14 protein-coding genes are annotated in these 19,297 nt (G+C 34.7%); 7 read left to right on the top strand and 7 right to left on the bottom strand.

Annotated elements, in window-relative coordinates; translation table 11 throughout:
- The first annotated feature begins 26 nt into the window (after positions 1-26).
- The 5 genes from menC (at position 27) to KORDIASMS9_RS20490 (ending at position 5,022) form a co-directional block, all read left to right on the top strand.
- On the top strand, positions 27-1,175 hold the full coding sequence (menC, locus tag KORDIASMS9_RS20470) for an o-succinylbenzoate synthase (protein ID WP_114904644.1): 1,149 nt from the start codon (positions 27-29) through the stop codon (positions 1,173-1,175).
- A complete protein-coding gene (locus KORDIASMS9_RS20475; protein ID WP_114904645.1) occupies positions 1,169-2,740 on the top strand; it encodes an amidohydrolase family protein in 1,572 nt (523 codons plus the stop codon). The genes menC and KORDIASMS9_RS20475 overlap by 7 nt, the downstream gene beginning before the upstream one ends.
- Before the next feature lies 1 nt (position 2,741).
- Positions 2,742-3,242, top strand: a complete 501-nt coding sequence (locus tag KORDIASMS9_RS20480; protein ID WP_114904646.1) for a GNAT family N-acetyltransferase — start codon at positions 2,742-2,744, stop codon at positions 3,240-3,242.
- A gap of 36 nt (positions 3,243-3,278) precedes the next feature.
- Positions 3,279-4,019 carry a cysteine dioxygenase family protein gene (locus KORDIASMS9_RS20485; RefSeq protein ID WP_114904647.1) on the top strand — a complete coding sequence of 247 codons (741 nt, stop codon included), beginning with the start codon at positions 3,279-3,281 and terminating at the stop codon, positions 4,017-4,019.
- A 175-nt stretch (positions 4,020-4,194) separates the two neighbouring features.
- Positions 4,195-5,022: an alpha/beta hydrolase gene (locus tag KORDIASMS9_RS20490; protein ID WP_114904648.1), complete on the top strand. Its 828-nt coding sequence runs from the start codon at positions 4,195-4,197 to the stop codon at positions 5,020-5,022.
- 92 nt (positions 5,023-5,114) lie between these two features.
- Here KORDIASMS9_RS20490 and KORDIASMS9_RS20495 read toward each other — a convergent pair whose 3' ends face one another.
- From KORDIASMS9_RS20495 to KORDIASMS9_RS20505, 3 genes are read right to left on the bottom strand one after another with little or no spacing between them, the layout of a single operon-like run.
- Positions 5,115-6,077, bottom strand: coding sequence for a sodium-dependent bicarbonate transport family permease (locus KORDIASMS9_RS20495; RefSeq protein ID WP_114904649.1), 963 nt, complete (start codon positions 6,075-6,077; stop codon positions 5,115-5,117).
- 31 nt (positions 6,078-6,108) lie between these two features.
- On the bottom strand, positions 6,109-6,399 hold the full coding sequence (locus KORDIASMS9_RS20500) for a hypothetical protein (RefSeq protein WP_114904650.1): 291 nt from the start codon (positions 6,397-6,399) through the stop codon (positions 6,109-6,111).
- An 18-nt stretch (positions 6,400-6,417) separates the two neighbouring features.
- A complete protein-coding gene (locus KORDIASMS9_RS20505) occupies positions 6,418-6,690 on the bottom strand; it encodes a hypothetical protein (RefSeq protein WP_114904651.1) in 273 nt (90 codons plus the stop codon).
- A gap of 84 nt (positions 6,691-6,774) precedes the next feature.
- Here KORDIASMS9_RS20505 and KORDIASMS9_RS20510 point away from each other — a divergent pair, with 84 nt between their 5' ends.
- Complete coding sequence (locus KORDIASMS9_RS20510; RefSeq protein ID WP_114904652.1) at positions 6,775-7,695, top strand: LysR family transcriptional regulator; 921 nt, start codon at positions 6,775-6,777, stop codon at positions 7,693-7,695.
- 112 nt (positions 7,696-7,807) lie between these two features.
- On the opposite strand, the gene KORDIASMS9_RS20515 is transcribed toward KORDIASMS9_RS20510, so the two are convergent.
- Together KORDIASMS9_RS20515 and KORDIASMS9_RS20520 are read right to left on the bottom strand one after the other, a co-directional pair.
- Positions 7,808-8,374 carry a hypothetical protein gene (locus tag KORDIASMS9_RS20515; protein WP_114904653.1) on the bottom strand — a complete coding sequence of 189 codons (567 nt, stop codon included), beginning with the start codon at positions 8,372-8,374 and terminating at the stop codon, positions 7,808-7,810.
- The gene (locus KORDIASMS9_RS20520) at positions 8,374-8,652 is read right to left on the bottom strand and encodes a hypothetical protein (RefSeq protein ID WP_114904654.1); all 279 of its coding nucleotides are present in this window, start codon (positions 8,650-8,652) and stop codon (positions 8,374-8,376) included. Before KORDIASMS9_RS20520 ends, KORDIASMS9_RS20515 begins: the two co-directional genes overlap by 1 nt.
- Positions 8,653-9,207: 555 nt before the next feature.
- On the opposite strand from KORDIASMS9_RS20520, the gene KORDIASMS9_RS20525 reads away from it, so the two are divergent.
- Positions 9,208-9,408 (top strand): hypothetical protein, encoded by a 201-nt coding sequence (locus tag KORDIASMS9_RS20525; protein ID WP_114904655.1) that lies wholly within the window; start codon positions 9,208-9,210, stop codon positions 9,406-9,408.
- A 387-nt stretch (positions 9,409-9,795) separates the two neighbouring features.
- On the opposite strand, the gene KORDIASMS9_RS20530 is transcribed toward KORDIASMS9_RS20525, so the two are convergent.
- Together KORDIASMS9_RS20530 and KORDIASMS9_RS20535 are read right to left on the bottom strand one after the other, a co-directional pair.
- Entirely contained in the window at positions 9,796-17,052 is a 7,257-nt protein-coding gene (locus KORDIASMS9_RS20530) for a matrixin family metalloprotease (protein ID WP_114904656.1), read from the bottom strand.
- A 238-nt stretch (positions 17,053-17,290) separates the two neighbouring features.
- Entirely contained in the window at positions 17,291-18,844 is a 1,554-nt protein-coding gene (locus KORDIASMS9_RS20535; protein WP_162820084.1) for a 7TM diverse intracellular signaling domain-containing protein, read from the bottom strand.
- Positions 18,845-19,297 lie beyond the last annotated feature (453 nt).

Genomic DNA, 19,297 nt, shown 5'->3' on the forward strand with positions numbered 1-19,297 from the left:
AAATCTACCCTAAGAGACGTTCCTGAATGACTGTAAAAGAAGACATACACACACTACCCATATCTTTTAAAAACATTCGCCTTATTCGTCTAAATCTTCCCCAAAAAGAACAATTTGTATCCGGAATCGGCGTGCGAAATTCGCGCGAAGCGTTGATTATAGAATGGGAAGATGCTAATGGTATCAAAGGGTATGGAGAATGTTCATGCAGACCAGATCCATATTATTCGGATGAATTTATTGATGCTGCGATTGCGTTGGTAAATCAATTTATTGTGCCTTTTTTAATGCCGCAACAAACCTTTGGCGATCTTTTGAAACGACTCGATAAAATTCGCGGTTGGAACTTTACCAAAGCCGCAGTTGAAATGGCTGCTTTGCAAGTTATAGAACAAAATACTGGGAAATCACCTTTCCAATTATTACAAAATACACCTTTAACCGATGTTCCTGTGGGAATTTCACTCGGACTCTACACAGACTTAGACCGAATGAAAAAAGTCGTAAAAAACGCTTTAGAAACAGGGTACAGACGCTTAAAGTTTAAAATATCGCCGAATGTGCGAACTGACTTCTTCGAAGAAATCAATCCGATGTTGTTTAAAGCAGATACATACGTAAGTTTTGATGCGAATGGCAGTTTTGGTGAAGATGATTTTGAAGTCTTCAATTACTTTGCAAATACGTATCAAACGATGATAGAACAACCGTTTGCGCCTACGCGATTCGATTTGTTATTGAAAGCGAAACAAGAAAATCCATCGGTATTTATCTGTTATGATGAAGAAATAAAATCGCTCGGAGATGTCTTAAAGCTGCATCATTTAGGTGTCTTGGATGAAGTAAACCTGAAAGTTGGACGTGTTGGTGGCGTGATGAAAAGCATTGAAATCATTCAATATTGTGCCAAACACAGCATTCCATGTTGGATTGGCGGTATGTTTGAAACGGGCATTGGACGAACGCTCAACTTACGCATGGCTTCATATTTACCTAACGCACGCGCACACGATTTAAGTCCGTCCGATCGTTATTTCTTGGAAGATATCGTTGCCCCAAATGTGGAAATGAACAACGGACATGTTTCTATTGAAAGCTTACAACACTGTAAAATACAACCAAATTTACTCGATAAATACACAATTGATCAAAAAACCATAGAAGTTACATGCTAGATTTTTACATACAAAACGCAAAAATTTGTACAGGTCATAAAGAAACCGCCAAGATTGGAAATGTCGGTATATTGAATGATCGCATTGCATGTATTCACTATCAAGGTGACGATTTTGAAACTCCTGCAGCAAAAAAAACCATTGATGCTACAGGACTCATTTTAACGCCAGGTTTTATAGATCCGCATGCGTCTACAGGTTTTGGATACTTTTTTCCAAATGCTGCCGATCATAAATTATATCAAGGAATTACCACCGAAATATTTGGAAACTGTGGTACTTCTCCAGCACCGATTGCATCACATTTAGACAATACCATGAATCGTTTGTCAGACGAAATTGGCTTTCCATTTGAATGGCGATCGCTACAAGAATATTTTGACCAAATACAAGACAAATTACAATTCAATATTGCCACATTGGTCGGACATAGTACGCTTCGCGCAGGAAACATGGACGATTGGCACAACTTACAACCGCAACAACTAGCAGCCATGGAAACCGCTTTGGCAGAAGCCATGGACGAAGGTGCGTTGGGAATTTCCACCGGATTAATTTACGCGCCAGGTTGTTTTGCCGAAATGGACGAAATTGTTTCCTTGGCAAAAGTAACTGCGGAAAAAGGTGGCGTATACGCTTCCCATGTGCGTAACGAACGTGACGGATTGGAAGAAGCGGTGGAAGAAGCCTTAAACATTGGAAAACAAGCAGGAATTCGTGTCTTAATCAGTCACATCAAAGCCGCAGAAAAAGAAAACTGGGGAAAAATTCCGAAAGTTCTCAACATGTTGGAAAAATTTAATGAAACGAGCGAATTGCAAGCTGCCTGCGACGTGTATCCGTATACGGCCGTTTCGACTAAATTGCGCGCATTCATTCCTAAATATATGTTGCAAGATGGCATTTCCGCAGTGACGGAAAAAATGAAAGATGCCGAAAATGTTGCCGCTATTGCGGAATGGATCCAGAAGAAAGATTACGATTTATCGCGCATGTTGATCATTTCGGACGACTTGAAAGATTATTACAATAAAAATATTTCTGAAATTGCTGCCGAACAAGAAATTTCGTTAGCACAAGCGATTGCAGATATTTTAGCGGCAAGCACAGAAACCTGGGTTGTATATCATTGTATTGATCAAAAAGATATTGATACGGCTGTACTTTGGGAACACAGTATGATTTGTACTGATTCGTGGAGTTATCCTATCAATGCGCCCAAAAGTATTGGACAACCGCATCCAAGATCATACGGAGCGTTTACCGAATATTTACAACGCTTTGTGATAGAAGAACAACTATTAAGCTGGGAAGAAGCCATTCACAAAGTAACCTATTTGCCTGCGGAGTTTTTTCAGTTGAAACACAGAGGTTTGATTGCTAAAAATTATTATGCAGATATTGTGTTGTTTGATCCGAACACCGTCAAAGCAAATGCCACATATTTGTCGCCTAGAGAATTATCGTCAGGAATTGAGCATTTATGGGTAAACGGTTCACATCTCATTCAACACAAAAAAATACAAAATACAACACCAGGAAAAGTATTGACATTGAAAGATTGATATGCAACAGCGAACAGAAATAAGAGATGCTAACGAAACTGATTATCAGATCGTTGCTGACATATATAACGAATACATCACGTTGGGAACTTCCAATATGGAAGAAACCCATAAAACCGCAACAGACATTGCGGGTTGGATAGCAAAATTCAACAATCGGGAGAAATTATACGTTTTTATACAAGACGAGATTGTGATTGGTTGGGGAATTATAAAACGTTACAGTGATCGAGAAGGTTACCGATTTGCATGTGAAACTGCCGTATATTTCACGCAAACGGAATTAGGAAAAGGCTACGGAACACAAATGAAAAAGTTTGTCATAGCACAATGCAAACAATTAGAATACAAACATTTGGTTGCCAAAGTTTTTGCCACAAATACGGCGAGTATTGCATATAATGAAAAATTAGGCTATACTATTGTCGGCCGTCAACACGAAATTGGTTTCCGAAATGGACACTGGGTTGATATGATTATCATGCAGTATATAATTGAATAATTGAGAAAAAAATAAACTTAAAAAACCACAAAGGACATGATGTTACAAGAAGAAGTTTTAGCTCCTGCATTGGAAAACTTAAAAACATGGATTCAAGATGCTATTGATAGTGGAGAAAAAGTCACGGCGGCGCACATTGAGAAATTTGTTCAGCGTGCACAAATCACACAAAAAGATTTGGAAGCCTATGCTGATTTTGATCATCCAATTGAAGATGGGTATGGACGCAAGATGATTTATGACGGTGGACAGTTTGAAATTATGGCAATGTCTTGGAATCCTGGCGACTACTCTTCTATTCACAATCATGGATATACACAATGGGGCGTGGTTCAAGTGTTTGGAAATACACATCATTTTATCTATCAAAATAGAAACAATCAGTTGCGATTTGCAAAGAAAGAAATCTTGACTTCTGGTTCCATTGTAAAGGTTGTCAACGCGATGATTCACCAAATGGGAAATCCTTCTACAGATTGTTATATGACCTTGCATGTGTACGGTTGTTGTGAGAAAGATGGCGATATTACTGCGGACGCGAAGAATTATGAATTGGAGCACGATCGTGTAAATCATACGACTGGTGGTGCATTTTTTAACTTGCCTGAAGAGCAGATTTATGATTTTGAACCAGGTCCAATTCCAACAGATGATGTATTTATCAACTACGCAAAGTTGATGCTAGATTATTATCACCGTCAAGAACAAACACCTGAAATCATAGAATTAAAGACACAGTTGATGCAAAAATTACAAGAGCGTATTTGCCTTTCGTAATTGTAATCAAAAAATATACACAACAAAGCCTTGCTAGCAATAGTGAGGCTTTTTCTTTATAATCTCGCTTTCGCTGGAATTTACTTTTTGTTAGAGTATCATTATGATTTCAAAACGTATCCTATCAGATTTGTCCTTTAAACTTAGTATCTTCATCACATAAATACTTACACACATGAATCAAAAGTACCTTTTACTATGTATTTGTACATTTTTAGCGTGTATGCTACTTTCTGCCCAACAAAATAGCACACAGAAAAAACCAATTACTATTGGCGAATCGGTAACGTTTCCATCTACAATTCTTGATCAAGAACGTATTCTAAATATTTATCTTCCTGAAAGTTACACCAAAGAAGCTTCTGGAAATTATCCTGTTATTTATTTGTTAGATGGTTCTATGGATGAAGATTTTATTCATATTGCGGGTTTGGTACAATTTGGTTCTTTTTCGTGGATTCAAATGGTGCCAGAGTCGATTGTAGTTGGCATTTCTAATATAGATCGGAAACACGATTTTACTTTTCCCACAAAAAATAAAAAAGATAAAGAGGAATTTCCCACCACGGGCGGATCAAAAGATTTTATTGATTTTTTGGAGAAAGAACTGCAACCGTATATTAACAAAAACTACCGAACTACAAATACAAAAACCATCATTGGACAATCACTTGGTGGTTTGTTAGCAACCGAGATTTTATTTAAAAAACCGCAACTGTTTGACAATTATATTATTGTGAGTCCTAGTTTATGGTGGGATGATGAATCGCTCTTAAAATTCGCTCCTGCAACATTTCAAAAAAAGAAATCCATTTACATCGCTGTTGGCAAAGAAGGTCCAACCATGGAACGTACTGCCAAAGAATTGTATTATAAACTGAATATTGAAGGCGAGAAAAATTACACGTTGAATTTTAAATTTTTAGAAGCACAAGAACATGGTGATGCTTTGCATTTAGCTGCTTATGGAGCATTTGAAGCTATTTTTAAGCAACAAAAATAGTTTTCATTATACATAAAAAAGCCTCACTAGTTTCCTAGCAAGGCTTCACCCTAGTCACTTATGAAAAACTTTGGTGGTGTGTGGCTTTCGACTTATGAATGTTGTATGAACCACATATATATAGGCATTCCCAACGTAATGTTGAATGGGAATGTGATGGCTAATGCCATGGGTAAATATAAACTTGGATTTGCTTTTGGTGCTGCAATTCGCATGGCTGCTGGCACGGCAATATAAGATGCACTGGCTGCCAAAATGGACAGTAATAAACGATCTCCGTCGCTGCTTAACACATGCGACGACGTGTATGCTACTGTAATTCCGTTGGCTAGCGGAATAAAGATGGCAAATATCAAAGCGAACCATCCTTTTTTGATCAGTGCGCCAATTTTCTTTCCACTAGTAATTCCCATGTCTAGTAAGAAAACTGCCAAAAATCCTTTAAATATATCCGTTGTAAAGGGTTTGATTCCTTCTGCTTGTGCATCACTGGCTAAAAAACCAATGACCAAACTTCCTAATATAAGCAGTACACTTCCGTTTGTAACTGCATGTTTTACGAGTCCTAACATTTCTTTGTAAGACTTCTTACCGTTGGAATGAATTCGCATCAATAATACACCAACAATGATGGAAGGTGCTTCCATTAATGCCATCACAGCGACCATGTGTCCGCCGAATGGAATATTTTCTAACTCCAAAAAGCTAATTGCCGTTACAAAAGTTACGGCACTTACCGAACCATACGCTGCCGCGATAGCTCCGGCATTGTCTACCGTAAATTTTAAACGCAATATATAGTACGAATACAGTGGAACAATGGTGGCGAGTGCTATTCCCATGATAAGCGACCAACCAATATCTGCTGTATAACTACTATGCGCTAACTCTTGCCCGCCTTTGAAACCAATGGCTAGTAAGAGATATAAAGACAAAAATTTTGAAGAACTTTTCGGAATTTCAAGATCACTTCGTACTTGTGCTGCAAAAATTCCTAAAACAAAAAACAATAATGCTGGATTCGATAAATTATCGAATAGTAAATGTAAATCCATTGCGGTTTTTTTAAAGGTATGCTATTACCTTTTAGTCAATGATTTCTATTTCTAGAGTTCCATGAATTCGGACTTGCTTTCCAGCTCTTTTTGCTTCTAAATAAATTTCTCTGAAATCTTCTTTTTCACGCATAAGCTGCCCTACTCTACTATCATCAAATGTTGTATCCGTGTTTACATCGCCTTCACACAATGCTAAACGGTGAATTTTGTGAAAGTTGATTTTCTCATCAATTAATGAATTGATTACTTCTTTCGCTTCCATAGCAGTAAATTTCCCATCTACCAACTTAACTTTGTGCGTTACTTCTGTTGTTGTCATAATATTTAATCTTAATATTTAGTTATTAACTTTATTCAGTGCTAAAAATAATAGCATGCCCAAAATAATTCCTACTTTTACAAGAGTCCAAAAATGTCCTAAACCCAAACTATAACTGATATACGTGATTATTATATATCCTAATAAAAAAGTCATCAATGCAAAACGCTTCATCCATATAAGCAGCCAATTTTTGTTTATTTTTATAGCAAAAATTGAGTCATTATTCATTACTTTAACTGAACGAATAGACGTTTCAATCTGATTGTTAAGTGTAATTGTTTTTGACATTACTAAATTTTATTAGTGCAAAGATTGTGCTTTATATTCATATATTTTTATTTATATTTATTATATAAAACATAAGCGATATTTATGAACTACACCTTACACCAACTTAAAGTCTTTGTTGAAATTGTAAAAAAACAAAGCATTACCAAAGCTTCCGAAGCTTTATTCTTAACTCAACCTGCTGTCTCTATTCAGCTTAAAAAATTTCAAGATCAATTTCCACTGCCATTAACCGAAGTTGTGGGTAGAAAATTATATGTAACTAATTTTGGAAAAGAGATTGCTGTCACTGCTAAAAAGATTTTAGATGAAGTGTCTACTATTGATCATAAAACCAAGGAATATCAGGGGAAATTGGCGGGAAAATTAACGCTTTCCTGTGTTTCGACGGGAAAATATGTGATGCCGTATTATCTTTCTGGGTTTGTGAATCAGCACACAGGCATTGATTTTTCTATTGATGTGACGAACAAGCAGAATGTTGTAAAAGATTTAGAACAAAACAAAGTTGATTTTGCATTGGTTTCTGTTTTGCCAACCCATTTATCATTAGAAACGCTTCCTTTGTTAAAAAACAGTTTGTATTTGGTTGGCGGAAGAGAACGCGAATCGAAACGTAACGGTAAAATAGAAAACATTTTTATAGAAGAACCTTTGCTATACCGTGAAAAGGGTTCGGCTACTCGTAATGCCATGGAAGCTTTTATTGACGGGAAAAATGTGTCCATACAGAAGAAAATTGAGTTGACCTCAAACGAAGCGTTAAAACAAGCTGTGATTGCAGGTTTGGGATATTCTATCATGCCACTTTTGGGAATTAAAAATGCGGTTGATGATGGCGCTATTAAAATTATAAAACACAAAGGACTTCCGATTCATACCCAATGGAATATTGTGTGGTTGAAAAACAAATCACTTTCGCCTGTTGCCAATGCTTTTATTGCCTATTTGGAAGCTGAGAAAGACACGATTAAATCTAAATATTTTGATTGGGCTGAGGAATGAATGTTTATAAAAAATTGTCTGAAAAGCACTTGTAATAACTATATAAGAGTGTCCCATTTCCGTATGTGTAAAAATAAAGTCTTGCCAAGTTTAGCAAGACTTTATCATGAAATTACATAAGTTTTTCTAAAATAATCATTCCGTAAATCAGTGTATCTTCTTCACGAATTTGACGCCATTTCATTACTTCTACATTGAGATTTGTATTTGATGAATCTTTTATAGTGACTTTTATTTTCATGGGAAATCCCGTAAAAGCTACTGATACATCAAAGTTATAATACAAATCAGCCACACGTTTTGGGTAATAATCATAATCTGTTTTTCCAATATATTTATATCGGTTATATTCAAAATTATGTCCCAATAAATTCACATACGCAGGATTGAAATATTGTGCTATAAATTGATTGCTGCGTTTTAATTTTTGAAAAACTGGCATTGGAAATGTTTCAAATCTTCTATTGTATAAGATCATGTTTGACACCAAAGCTTCGTTTACAGTTTCTAAACGTACCACGCGTTTTACCAAAACCTCATTTTTGTTGCGTAAACTAAAGGAAGATATGGACAAAAAAACAATGGGAATGTACGTGAATAAACGATACTTTTTACAAACATCAAGCAACAGTAAATGCCATTTTTTCTTTTGTTGAATTTCTTTTTCGATAGCTTCCATTAAGAAATAATCTTTTGAAATGCATGTTTCATAAAAAGTCCCACATTATTATTCACAATACCGATAAACTTTCCATTAGAACACATAATAAATCCTACGATTACGAATAGAGTTCTCGTTTTTGTAAATTGAACTTCCTCCATTCCAATAATCATATACGCATACATGGGCTGAATTAATGGAATGATAAACATTAAAAAGCCCAAAAAGCGCACGACAAATATCCACCACCGCTGCGCTTTGTTATTTCTGTTTTTGATAATTTTTACTGAATTCATTTTGTAAATTTTAGTTAATACTGATACACGAATTCTAGTCATATCAAGACATTCCAATCCCAAGTGATGGATTATTTTATATAGTTTTTTTGGTTGAATAGGTTGAAATAGGCAAGATCATATGCGTTGTCATTTGTTTTAAAATTTAGTTTTAAAACATCCATACATGAGGAAATTATCATTTGTAAAAGTTGCCTCGTTAACAATTACCTATAATTGATGAGAAGAAATATATTGAATATAGGGAACCTAACACGTCTTTTATTGATAATTAGCGTATGAGTACGAGCATCATTACTGACTAAAAATTCGTTGCTGTACAAAAATACGAAACGGATCATCTTTAAAAGCGTATTTGCAACTCGTTTGCCTGTAGTTTCAGTAAGAAGGAGTAGTTATCGGAGTGGTTCTTTGGAGATATTATAGTTCAGCCTTTTTGATGGAGGAATTGAAGATGATTCGTTTGTTTTTTGAGAGGTTTTATCTTTATATTATAGGCGTTAGTTGTTTTCTAAAATATATATGGTTCCTGAAGTTGGCGTTTCATTAATTTGAATGGTTACTATATTAGAAGTCGTTCCCGAAGAAGGAGCTGCCAGCGACACAGGACTGCCCAAAGTCTCTGTAATTAAATATCCGTCAATTGCTGATTGCCCAACAGCATTTCCATCGAAAAAAGTGGCACTGGCAGCATTTCCTAATCAAGATGTAATACTAGCAGTTATGCCATCAGGCAAAACAATGGTAAAACCATAACTCTGTACCGAAGTTGCAAAAGTATTTGAGCTCGTATTTGGAACTGCTCCAATCGTATAACTAACTATAGGAACCATTGTCAATTACTGTATAGGTATATCCATCTTGTACATTTGCTTGAACTATAAAAGATGTAACGAAAATTATAATTAGTGTTGTTATTTGTTGAATTTTCATGATATTTTTTTGTTTGCTTTTTCTTAATTATTTATTGGAGTTCGCTGAAAATTAGCATTAGCGTTATATTTTACTTTTGACTTACTCTTTGTCAGTTTGAGCACAGTCGAAAACTAGAAAGAAATTATTATTTCAATAGAATCTCGACTGCGCTCGATTTGACATATCGTAAACTAATAACTAAATTTAATAAGGCGTGTTAGTAACATTTTATGGTAATTGTTCTATAATTTGATACGTACTGAAACTAAGAAAATTACTAGGATGTGCTAATACATTTTGTAATACAAAAGGTGTGTCAGGATCGGTTCCTGAGTATTGAATGGTTCCGTTCATGTCAATATCATTCGTATTGTATCCTGTAATGGCGTATGTTGGAAAATTGAGGAAGTTTCCACTATCGTTTAATATTTCTGATAGAATTGCTGGCACATCAGGATCAGTTCCTGAATATTGTATGATGGAATCGCTGTTTACATCACCACACCACATTGCTACAATATCTGTGGGCATGCCATTATCGGTTTGAGCATCTGTACCATACGTAAATTGGTTTGTGGCATCTGTAAAATTTATGGTCATTAACGCATTGTTTACAAATGTAATAGACGAACTTGTCATAATACCCAAATGGTTTCTGTGTTGCAACCCAAGACAGTATTCTGCTTCACCCTCAAATGAAAACGCTATATCTGAAATACCGTCAACGTCTACTACATCACCATCACGTTGCAATAGTGCCGATTGTGAATATGTTACTATTGTATTATCGGTTGCATCTCTAAATTCAATCAAAATCCAATCGACAATGGCATCATTTCCAGTAGTATCAAATACTGTTGCTTCACAGGTTAAGGCATCAGCATACGGACTTGTGGTTGGAATGTATCCTGCCACACGCAAATCGTCTCGCATCAGACTTTCTTCTCCTGTATTCGGATTTAAAAGCGCGCCTTGTAAGTAGACATTGACTCCCAAAGTAAATTCAGTAGTACAAGCACTTTCGTTAAAGGTAGTGGCAGCGTCAACACTTGTCCAATTGGTCGTACTATACGAAGCATCATCTACCAGCATACAGCTTAAATCAGGATTGTCATTACTTGCGTAAATCAAAATATTTGTGTTATTCCCGTTTTGAAGATTCACACTTGTTAACGCATTATTATTTACTAAAAACCATGATAAAAATGAATTTCCAGAAGCATCAAGTGACGTAATTGAATTGTTGTAACATACCAATTCTTCTAGTAAAAGATTGCTACTTACATCTAGGCTCGTTAATTGGTTGTCGTTCACCCATAATCTTTCAAGTAAAGTGTTTGCAGAAACATCAATCGTTGTCAATTGATTGTTTCCTGCATATAACCATACTAAAGCTGTATGACTGGAAGTATCAATGGAAGTAATATTGTTTTCTGAAAGTATTAAATATTCTAAAGCTGTGTTGTTGCTTATATCTAAACTATTTAAATTGTTGGATTCTACTGTTAGGTAGGTAAGATTTGTATTGTTTGATAAATTTATGCTTGTGAGCGCGTTATTTCCAATGGTTAAGGTTTCTAAACTCATAGCATCAGATATATCAATGGAACTTAGGCTGTTTTCATTTAATCCTAGAGAAGTTAACACGCTTAAGCCCGTAAGATTTATACTTGTAAGTCCGTTATTAATACACTGAATGGTCTGCAAATTTGTATTTCCGCTAAAATCAACAGTTGTTAAATTTGAATTGTTATTACAGCTGAAAGTAATCAAACTACCGTTGGTTGGTAAAGTGAGTGAACTTAGATCATTGGAGTCTATATCAATAGTTTCTAGCAATGTATTGTTGCTTAAATCTAAAGATGTTAGGTTGTTCACCTCAGCATCTAAATCGACTAAGCCTATAAAGTCTTCAATTCCTGTTAAATCCGCAATGCTCAAATTGCCAACATCAAGTGTGGTAACTCCTTCAATATATGCTGTTGGTACTTGTCCATCACCAGAAATGTCATCATAACCTAAACTCTCTAATTGCGCTTCAAAGTTACTATCTGGAATTGCTGTATAGGCAACTGTACATGTAGTATCACTAAAGCTAGTTTGAGCGTCGATAGTTGTCCAATTGGCAGTACTGTAACTTGCATCATCTACCAAAATACAGTCTAAAAATTCATTATTATCTGCAGCAAAAGTTCCAATGTTGGTATTGTTACCATTTTGAAGATTTAGCGATAACAATCTATTATTTTGAACTCTGACTTCCGATAGTGACGTATTGTTTGCCAAATCTATATTCGAAATATTATTGTCATACACTCTAAATCGAGTAATTGAAGGAGAATTACTTACATCAATTGCAGTGAGTTCGTTTCTGTCTATTTGTAAAATGACTAGATTGGTTTGATTGCTTAAGTCTATCGAAGTAAGTTCATTGTTTTCTATTCTGATATCAGTTATTGCTGGGTTATTCGTAAGATCGATACTTGTTAAATTATTTGACACAGCCCATAAGGTTTGCAAATTGGTTAGATTAGATACATTTAGAGTTGTGAGACTATTATCAGAACAATACAATGCTTCCAACGCCACAAAATCTTCTATTCCTGTTAAGTCAGCTATGTTTAAATTACGTACATCTAAACTTGTTACGACTTCAATTTCGGCAGTTGGCACTTGTCCGTCACCGGAAACATCATCCGTAATTAGTGCTTCTAAAGCCGTTTCAAAATTAGCATCTGGAATGGCTGTATATCTACAATACGTATCACTAAAACTTGCTTGACTATCAATAGCAGACCAACTAGCAGTACTATACGAAGCATCATCTACCAAAATACAGGTTAAACTACTATTATTATTTCCTTGAAAAAAGAAAATATCCGTATTTGCACCATTTTTTACATTAAATTCTGATAAGATCACATTGTTTGTGACTTGAAGCGAATCTATAGTGGCATTTTGGCTTATATCTACAGATGCTATATTGTCTAGGTTATCTAGTGTTAATACTCTTAATAACGAATTCGTACTCAAATCAATTTCAGTAAGTGCATCGTTATCCGTCACAAATAGCGCATCTAATTGGGTATTTGCTGAAAGATCTAGTGTGCTAAATGCATTATCTTCAACGTTTATTCTTTCTAATAGTACACAACTAGACACATCCAAACTTGTCAAATTTGTATTATCAGATATGTTTAATTCTTCCAAATTGGTGTTGTTGGTCAGATCTACAGAAGTTAAAGTATTAGTAGAAGCATTCAATTTTTGAAGTGCGGTAAAATCTTCAATTCCTGTAAGGTCAGCAATTGATCTATTCGATAGGTTCAAATTCGTAATGACTTCAATGAGCACTGTAGGCACTTGTCCATCGCCCGAAACATCATCAGTAATAATAGATTCTAATCTTGTTTCAAAATTAGTATCTGGTATTGCGGTATAACGGCAGTAGGTTTCACTAAAACTAGTATTTAAGTCAATAGTCCAGTTCATTGTACTGTTTGCTGCATCGTCTACGCGAATACAGGATAGATTGCTATTATTTGTAGCGTCAAATGTTTGGATTAAGTTATTCGTTCCATTTTGGATATTTAGTTCCGTTAATTCATTATCACTAACTTCTACATAGGTTAAAGCTGTATTAGAAGAAAAATCTAAGCTTGTAAGTTGATTAGCGAATAATGTTACATTGGTTAGCGAAGTATTATTACTGGTATCTAATGTCGTTAAAGCGTTTGAATAGACGATTAGTTCTTCCAAATTTGTGTTTTGAGAGATATCCAGACTTGTCAATCCACAAGAAAATGCTTCAAGCCTCCTTAAATTTGTGTTGCTCGATACATCTAATATCACAATATTGTTGTCTGATATGACCAATTCAGTCAACGCTGTAAAATCTTCAATTCCCGTAAGGTCAGTAATACCTTCATTGTCTACAGATAAATTTGTAACACCTTCAATTAATGCTGTTGGCACTTGTCCATCGCCCGAAATATCATCATAGTTTAGCGCTTCTAATGCTGCTTCAAAATTGGTGTCGGGAATGGCTGTATATGCACAATAATCGGTTTCTGTAAAACTAGTAGTTGATTCTATATTCGTCCAGTTGGTGGAACTATAACTAGCATCGTCAACCAAAATACATTCAAGACTGCTATTTCCATTAGTATTAAAGGTAGTGATGTTTGTGTTATTTTCATTTTTGATATTAAATTCAACAATATCATTATTAGGAAATGCAACTATAGCCAAATCTGGGTTTCCGCTTAAATCAACAACAGAAATGGCATTGTTTTGTGCATAAATATTGATCATTTCTGGGTTATTGGTAAGATCTAATGAGGTAAGCCCATTGTCTCTACAAGCAATATGATATAAAAGTAAATTATTGCTTAAATCTATATCTGTTATTGAATTATATTGAAACCCTAAACTCAGTAGATTAGCATTATTACTTAAATCTATTGAGCTTACCGAATTGTTTCCGAAAGATAAAGTCTCTAAATAAATATTGTTGGTTACATCCAAACTCGTCAGTGAATTGTATTGTAAATACAATTGTTTTAGATTAGAAAGATTACTAACATCTACAGTAGTAAGAGAGTTACTTTCTGATCTTAAAGTTTCCAATGCCACAAAATCTTCAATACCTGTTAAATCATTAATAGATTCTCCATCTACATTTAAACTTGTAATAGATTCAATCAAACTGGTTGGCACTTGTCCATCACCAGAAATATCATCATAGCCTAAGGCTTCTAAAGCCGCTTCAAAATTGGCATCTGGAATCGTAGTATAAGAACAGTATTCTTCTTCACTAAAACTAGCTGTGGCATCTACATTTGTCCAATTTGTAGTACTATACGCCGCATCATCTACAGTTATACATTCAAGATTATCATTGTTATTAATACTAAAACCTGTTATATTGATGTTGTTCCCATTTTGAAGATTCGCATATGTTAAATCATTACCTGCCATTTGAAAAACCGTTATTAACGGATTATTAGTGATATTGATAGAAGTAATCACATTATTTCCACACCATATCTTAGCCAATACAGGATTGTTACTAACATCCAGTGATGTTAAATTATTATCTCTACCCGATAAAAAACTCAGTGCAGGATTATTACTCAAATCAATTTCTGTGAGATTGTTAAAATGAAATTGAAAGTTGGTGATTGATGTATTATTCGTAACATCTAATGCTGTCAGTGAATTGCTTATAACATGAAATTGTTGCAAAGCGGTATTGTTGGAAACGTCTATACTGGTTAGTGAGTTGTAGCTTGCGAATAAATTATAAATGGCAGTATTGTTACTCACATCCAACGAAGTGAGATTATTATTACTCACACTTAAAACTTGTAATGCAGTATTGTTTGAAAGATCTATACTCGTCAAATTACTTTCATGTACCCATAATCTTTCAAGTAATGTATTATTACTGATATTTATGCTTGTTAACTGATTATTTCCAGCATAAATTGATTCTATCGCCAAATTGTTGGATAGGTCAAGTGAGGTGATAGCATTATCTGCAATGGCTAGCTCTTGTAAAGCCGCAAAATCTTCAATCCCTGTTATGTCGGAAATATTCAAATTTTCTACATTTAAACTTGTAATAGATTCAATCAAACTGGTTGGCACTTGTCCATCGCCTGAAATATCGTCATAACCTAATGCTTCTAAAGCTGCTTCAAAATTAGCATCAGGAATGCTAGTATAGGCAGTTACTGTAAGTGTTGCCTGATCTGAATTAAGAGATTCTCCACAGACATTTTCAAGATAGGCTCTATACAATAATCCGTCATAACTCACAGGAACATTGGTTACGCTTAGTGTGGTAGTCGATGTTCCCGAATACACGCTGTCATCAGAAAGTTCAGTCCAAGAGTTACCATCTGTACTGCTAAACCACGAAACTGAATCATTCCCTGACGCACTTATGGTAAATTGTCCAGAACTATTTTCTGCAATCGTAGTGTCTTGTGGTTGTGAGCTAATAGCGATATCATCACAGCATAATGTAATTGAGCTCATTTCAGTAATACTACAGCCTGGAGATTGTGTAAAAATACCCATGGTGTAAACCGATGCATCAATATCGCTAGTCCCTAAACTATATTTGTTCTCACCAGCACCTAAACTATAATGCATGATAAGATTTGTATCGATGACATGTCCTAACTGGTGTGCATGTCCTAATTCGTGTAAGGCTACCGTTTTAAAATCGTATTGAGAAGCTGACGGGTCGCCACTCCCATAATACCAGTTGGTACTATCATTCCAAGTGATATCTATTTCATCAGCTATAGCTCTACCAGTAGTACCACAAGAGCCTACATATCTGGTTATTACTTCTCCCAAAACTCCTGAGGCAAGTTCGCTTCCATTGTCGAAACGCACAATATTTATTCCATCTTCTATGGATTCGTCAGTACTGGTAGTGTTACCAAAAATGAAGTTAATTCCAGACTCGCAATTCCATAACTCGAAAGCGTCTTCAAAATAGGTTTTGGCAGAGCTTGTATCAAAATCAGTATGATATTCAAAAGTAAAACCTCCACTACCATTGTCGTCTTGTAGCGTTGAAGGATAATCTACTGTGCCAGATGTTCCGTTTAAATGACTATATGTTATCGTAAGAGGAACTGATGTGGTATGTGTACTATTGTCTGAATTTGTTATCATAATACTTCCCGTACCTGCTAAATACGGAATCTCCACCTGAATTTCTGTATTAGACCAGCTAAGAATTTGAGAATCTAGCGCCGTGGTAAAAGAAGAACCTCCATCATTAGCATTTGAAAAACCAATAGAACCCATACTTGCTCCAAAATTATTCCCCGTAATTGTTAATGTTGTTTGAGTACCTGCTGTTGCTGTTAATGGCGAAAAACTATACACTATTGGGTTGGCACGCATTGTCATTCCTGTATTCGTGGATAAACGTTCTTGCAGTATCTGTTCTCTATTGCCTGTTGTGTTTTTAATAGTTGCGTAAACTTGATTTTCTATAGAAGTATATGTATTGAAGATATCGGATGCTTCATTTGTAAAATTATCATATTTAATAATTCCTTGAGCAGCGCCTACCAATTCGTATAAATTATTAGATACAGTTAGTTGTTTTCTAAAATCTTTTAAGAAAAATACCCCAACCATTCCAGGTCGTAAATTAGCAGCGCTTGAAGTCAGTTGAAAATGATCACCCACGCTTCCTCCTGCTGTTACTATTTTGAAGGTTGCGTTATTTTGCCCTTTAAAATTTTTATATATAGATACGTCGTGTAATGTGTAGATATTGTGTTTATTAACATCCCAATAGCTAGTACTGGCAATTATTTTTCCCTCCACAATGTTCGTAGCTTCATTGGTACGCTCTTGAATGGAAAGCGGTGTCATTAAGGCTCCACATTCTTGTGAAAATACGAAAGTGTGTACGAGAAGAAATGCTAGAAGTAAAATTTGTTTTTTCATGTAGTTAAGTAGATTCTTTTTTAGTTTGGGAATTAGTGTGTAATAATGAACTTTATTAAAGTCATTGCAAAAAAGGGAAGATTCTTAAAAGTATCTAAAAACGTAGGGGGACAATCAGGGGGACAGCTAGTAAATATGCTGTTTTTAAGATGTTTGGAAAATCATAGTAGTGTTAATGATTTTTAAGAACCCATTAAAAATCATTGAGAAAAAAGTAAATATTGACTTTACAATATGGTTATATTTCTTTTAAAAAGTCTTCCAAATCTTTGTCGGCAGAAAGTTCTAATTTTTTTCGCAATCGGTAGCGTGCTTTTTTTACGGCTTCTACGGTGATATGACGTAGTCTGGAAATTTCCTTTCTATTTAATCCTATACGAATGTAGGTACAAAGTTCTAAATCTGTTTGTGTCAATTTTGGAACACGGGTTTTTAGGCGTTGAATAAAATCATAATTTAAATGTTCAATATCGCTTTTTATGACATTTAGCTGATTATCTTCCAACAGTTCTGATCTAAGATTATTGATAATCTTCTCTACTGAAATAGTATCATCATACGTTGTCTTTTTCAAATCATTTACTAATTCTTTTTTTGATTTTAAATGATGATAAGACTCAAACAATAATTTTGAAATTTCGGCTTCTTTATCTTGTACTTGCTGTGCCATTTTTTTTAGCTCAAGTTGCGCTGCTTGTACAATTCTATAATTCAAATATACTTGCAATACTACATAAGTTAATAGTCCAATATTCACTAAAAATTTAGTCTGAATTATCAACATTGCATTCAGCATGTCATTCGTAAACACAATTGTCAAAATAATTGCATTGAGAAGCACAAATTTTGCAAACGGTTTCTTATCTATAATAGCTTTGCCTATTAACCAATACCATAAAAGGATGTCTAGAAAACCAAAAACTTGAAAAATGGGCGCACTATACGTTCCATAAAAAACAGGGAATATGATTACATATATCACTCCTAAACAGGGAATTACAGTAAAGAATAATACTACTTTTTTGGAAAAATACCCATAAAAGAGATAATGATGATATAAGAAAATCAGCGCTAAACCACCATAATAACAGACATATCTGAGTCTTTGTACCAATTCAAAAGAAATGTCTGGAAAAACCTTTAAAATAAAAGCCTCTCCAACAAATAGTTGTCTTGAACCTCCTATTAAACAAAAAAGGCCGAAGTATAAAAAATACTTTTCTTTTCGAAAATTTGTGTAAGTTATAATTTGAAAAATACCAAACAACATAATTAAGATCGTAATAATACTCTCTAGTGTTGCTCTTTGTTCCTTGATTTTATAAAAACTTTCCTTTTGAGTGATGGTATTTTTAAGAGGAAATCCACCGCCAAAACGACTGCTGAAATTTGACACCAAAATCATTACGTCCAAAGATTTTTCTTTGGGTAATTCTACTGACAGCGGTGGAATGGCATTTTCAGACTCGCTACTTATTTTAGATACGTGCCCATGAACTCCATACTTTTTGCCATTTACCCATACTTCCGCAGCACCTAAAACTCTAGACAAATTTAGTACGAGTTGTTTTTCAGAATTTTCCAATTCTATTTGAAAACGAAATGTTCCATATCCTTTGGGGTTATACTCTTTATTTTTCCAGACGGCAGTTGGCCATTGAATGGTATCAGGTTGTGTAAGTACTTCCTTTTGAAAAACACCTTTATCAGTTAAAGGCCATTGTTTCCAATAGAAAAGAGAGTTCCCTTTAATGACAAGTTCTTTCCCTTTTGAAACCTGATTCGTTTTCAAATGTATCAACCCTTTTTCTAAAACCGCAAAGTCCTGATCATCAGAAACACAGCCAGAAAGCAAAAAAAATAGGAAACTTGGCAGTAATATCTTAAAAAAGTAAAATCTCTGCGGGCACAATCTCATTGTATTCAATTAATTTATCACAAAGGTAATTTAAAAATAAAAAGTGATACACTCATTTGTTAAAGTTAAAAAGAGAATATTATTAATGAATTTAAAATTATAACAAACAAAAAATCCCTTCCAAATAAATGAAAGGGATTATGTGATCGCGACAGGATTATACTTCCTTAAAGCTCCGCTTTGAAAATGAAAAACACACCAAAATAAAAAAGCAAGCTATTTATTTTAGCTTGCTTTCCATTTATTCGTGATCGCGAGCCTTCAAAGTTTGAACTTTTTGGTGGAGGATTTGAGAGAGATTGGGGTGTTTGTGAAAGAGCATTTCTC

It is taken from the genome of Kordia sp. SMS9 (assembly GCF_003352465.1).
Lineage (GTDB): Bacteria > Bacteroidota > Bacteroidia > Flavobacteriales > Flavobacteriaceae > Kordia.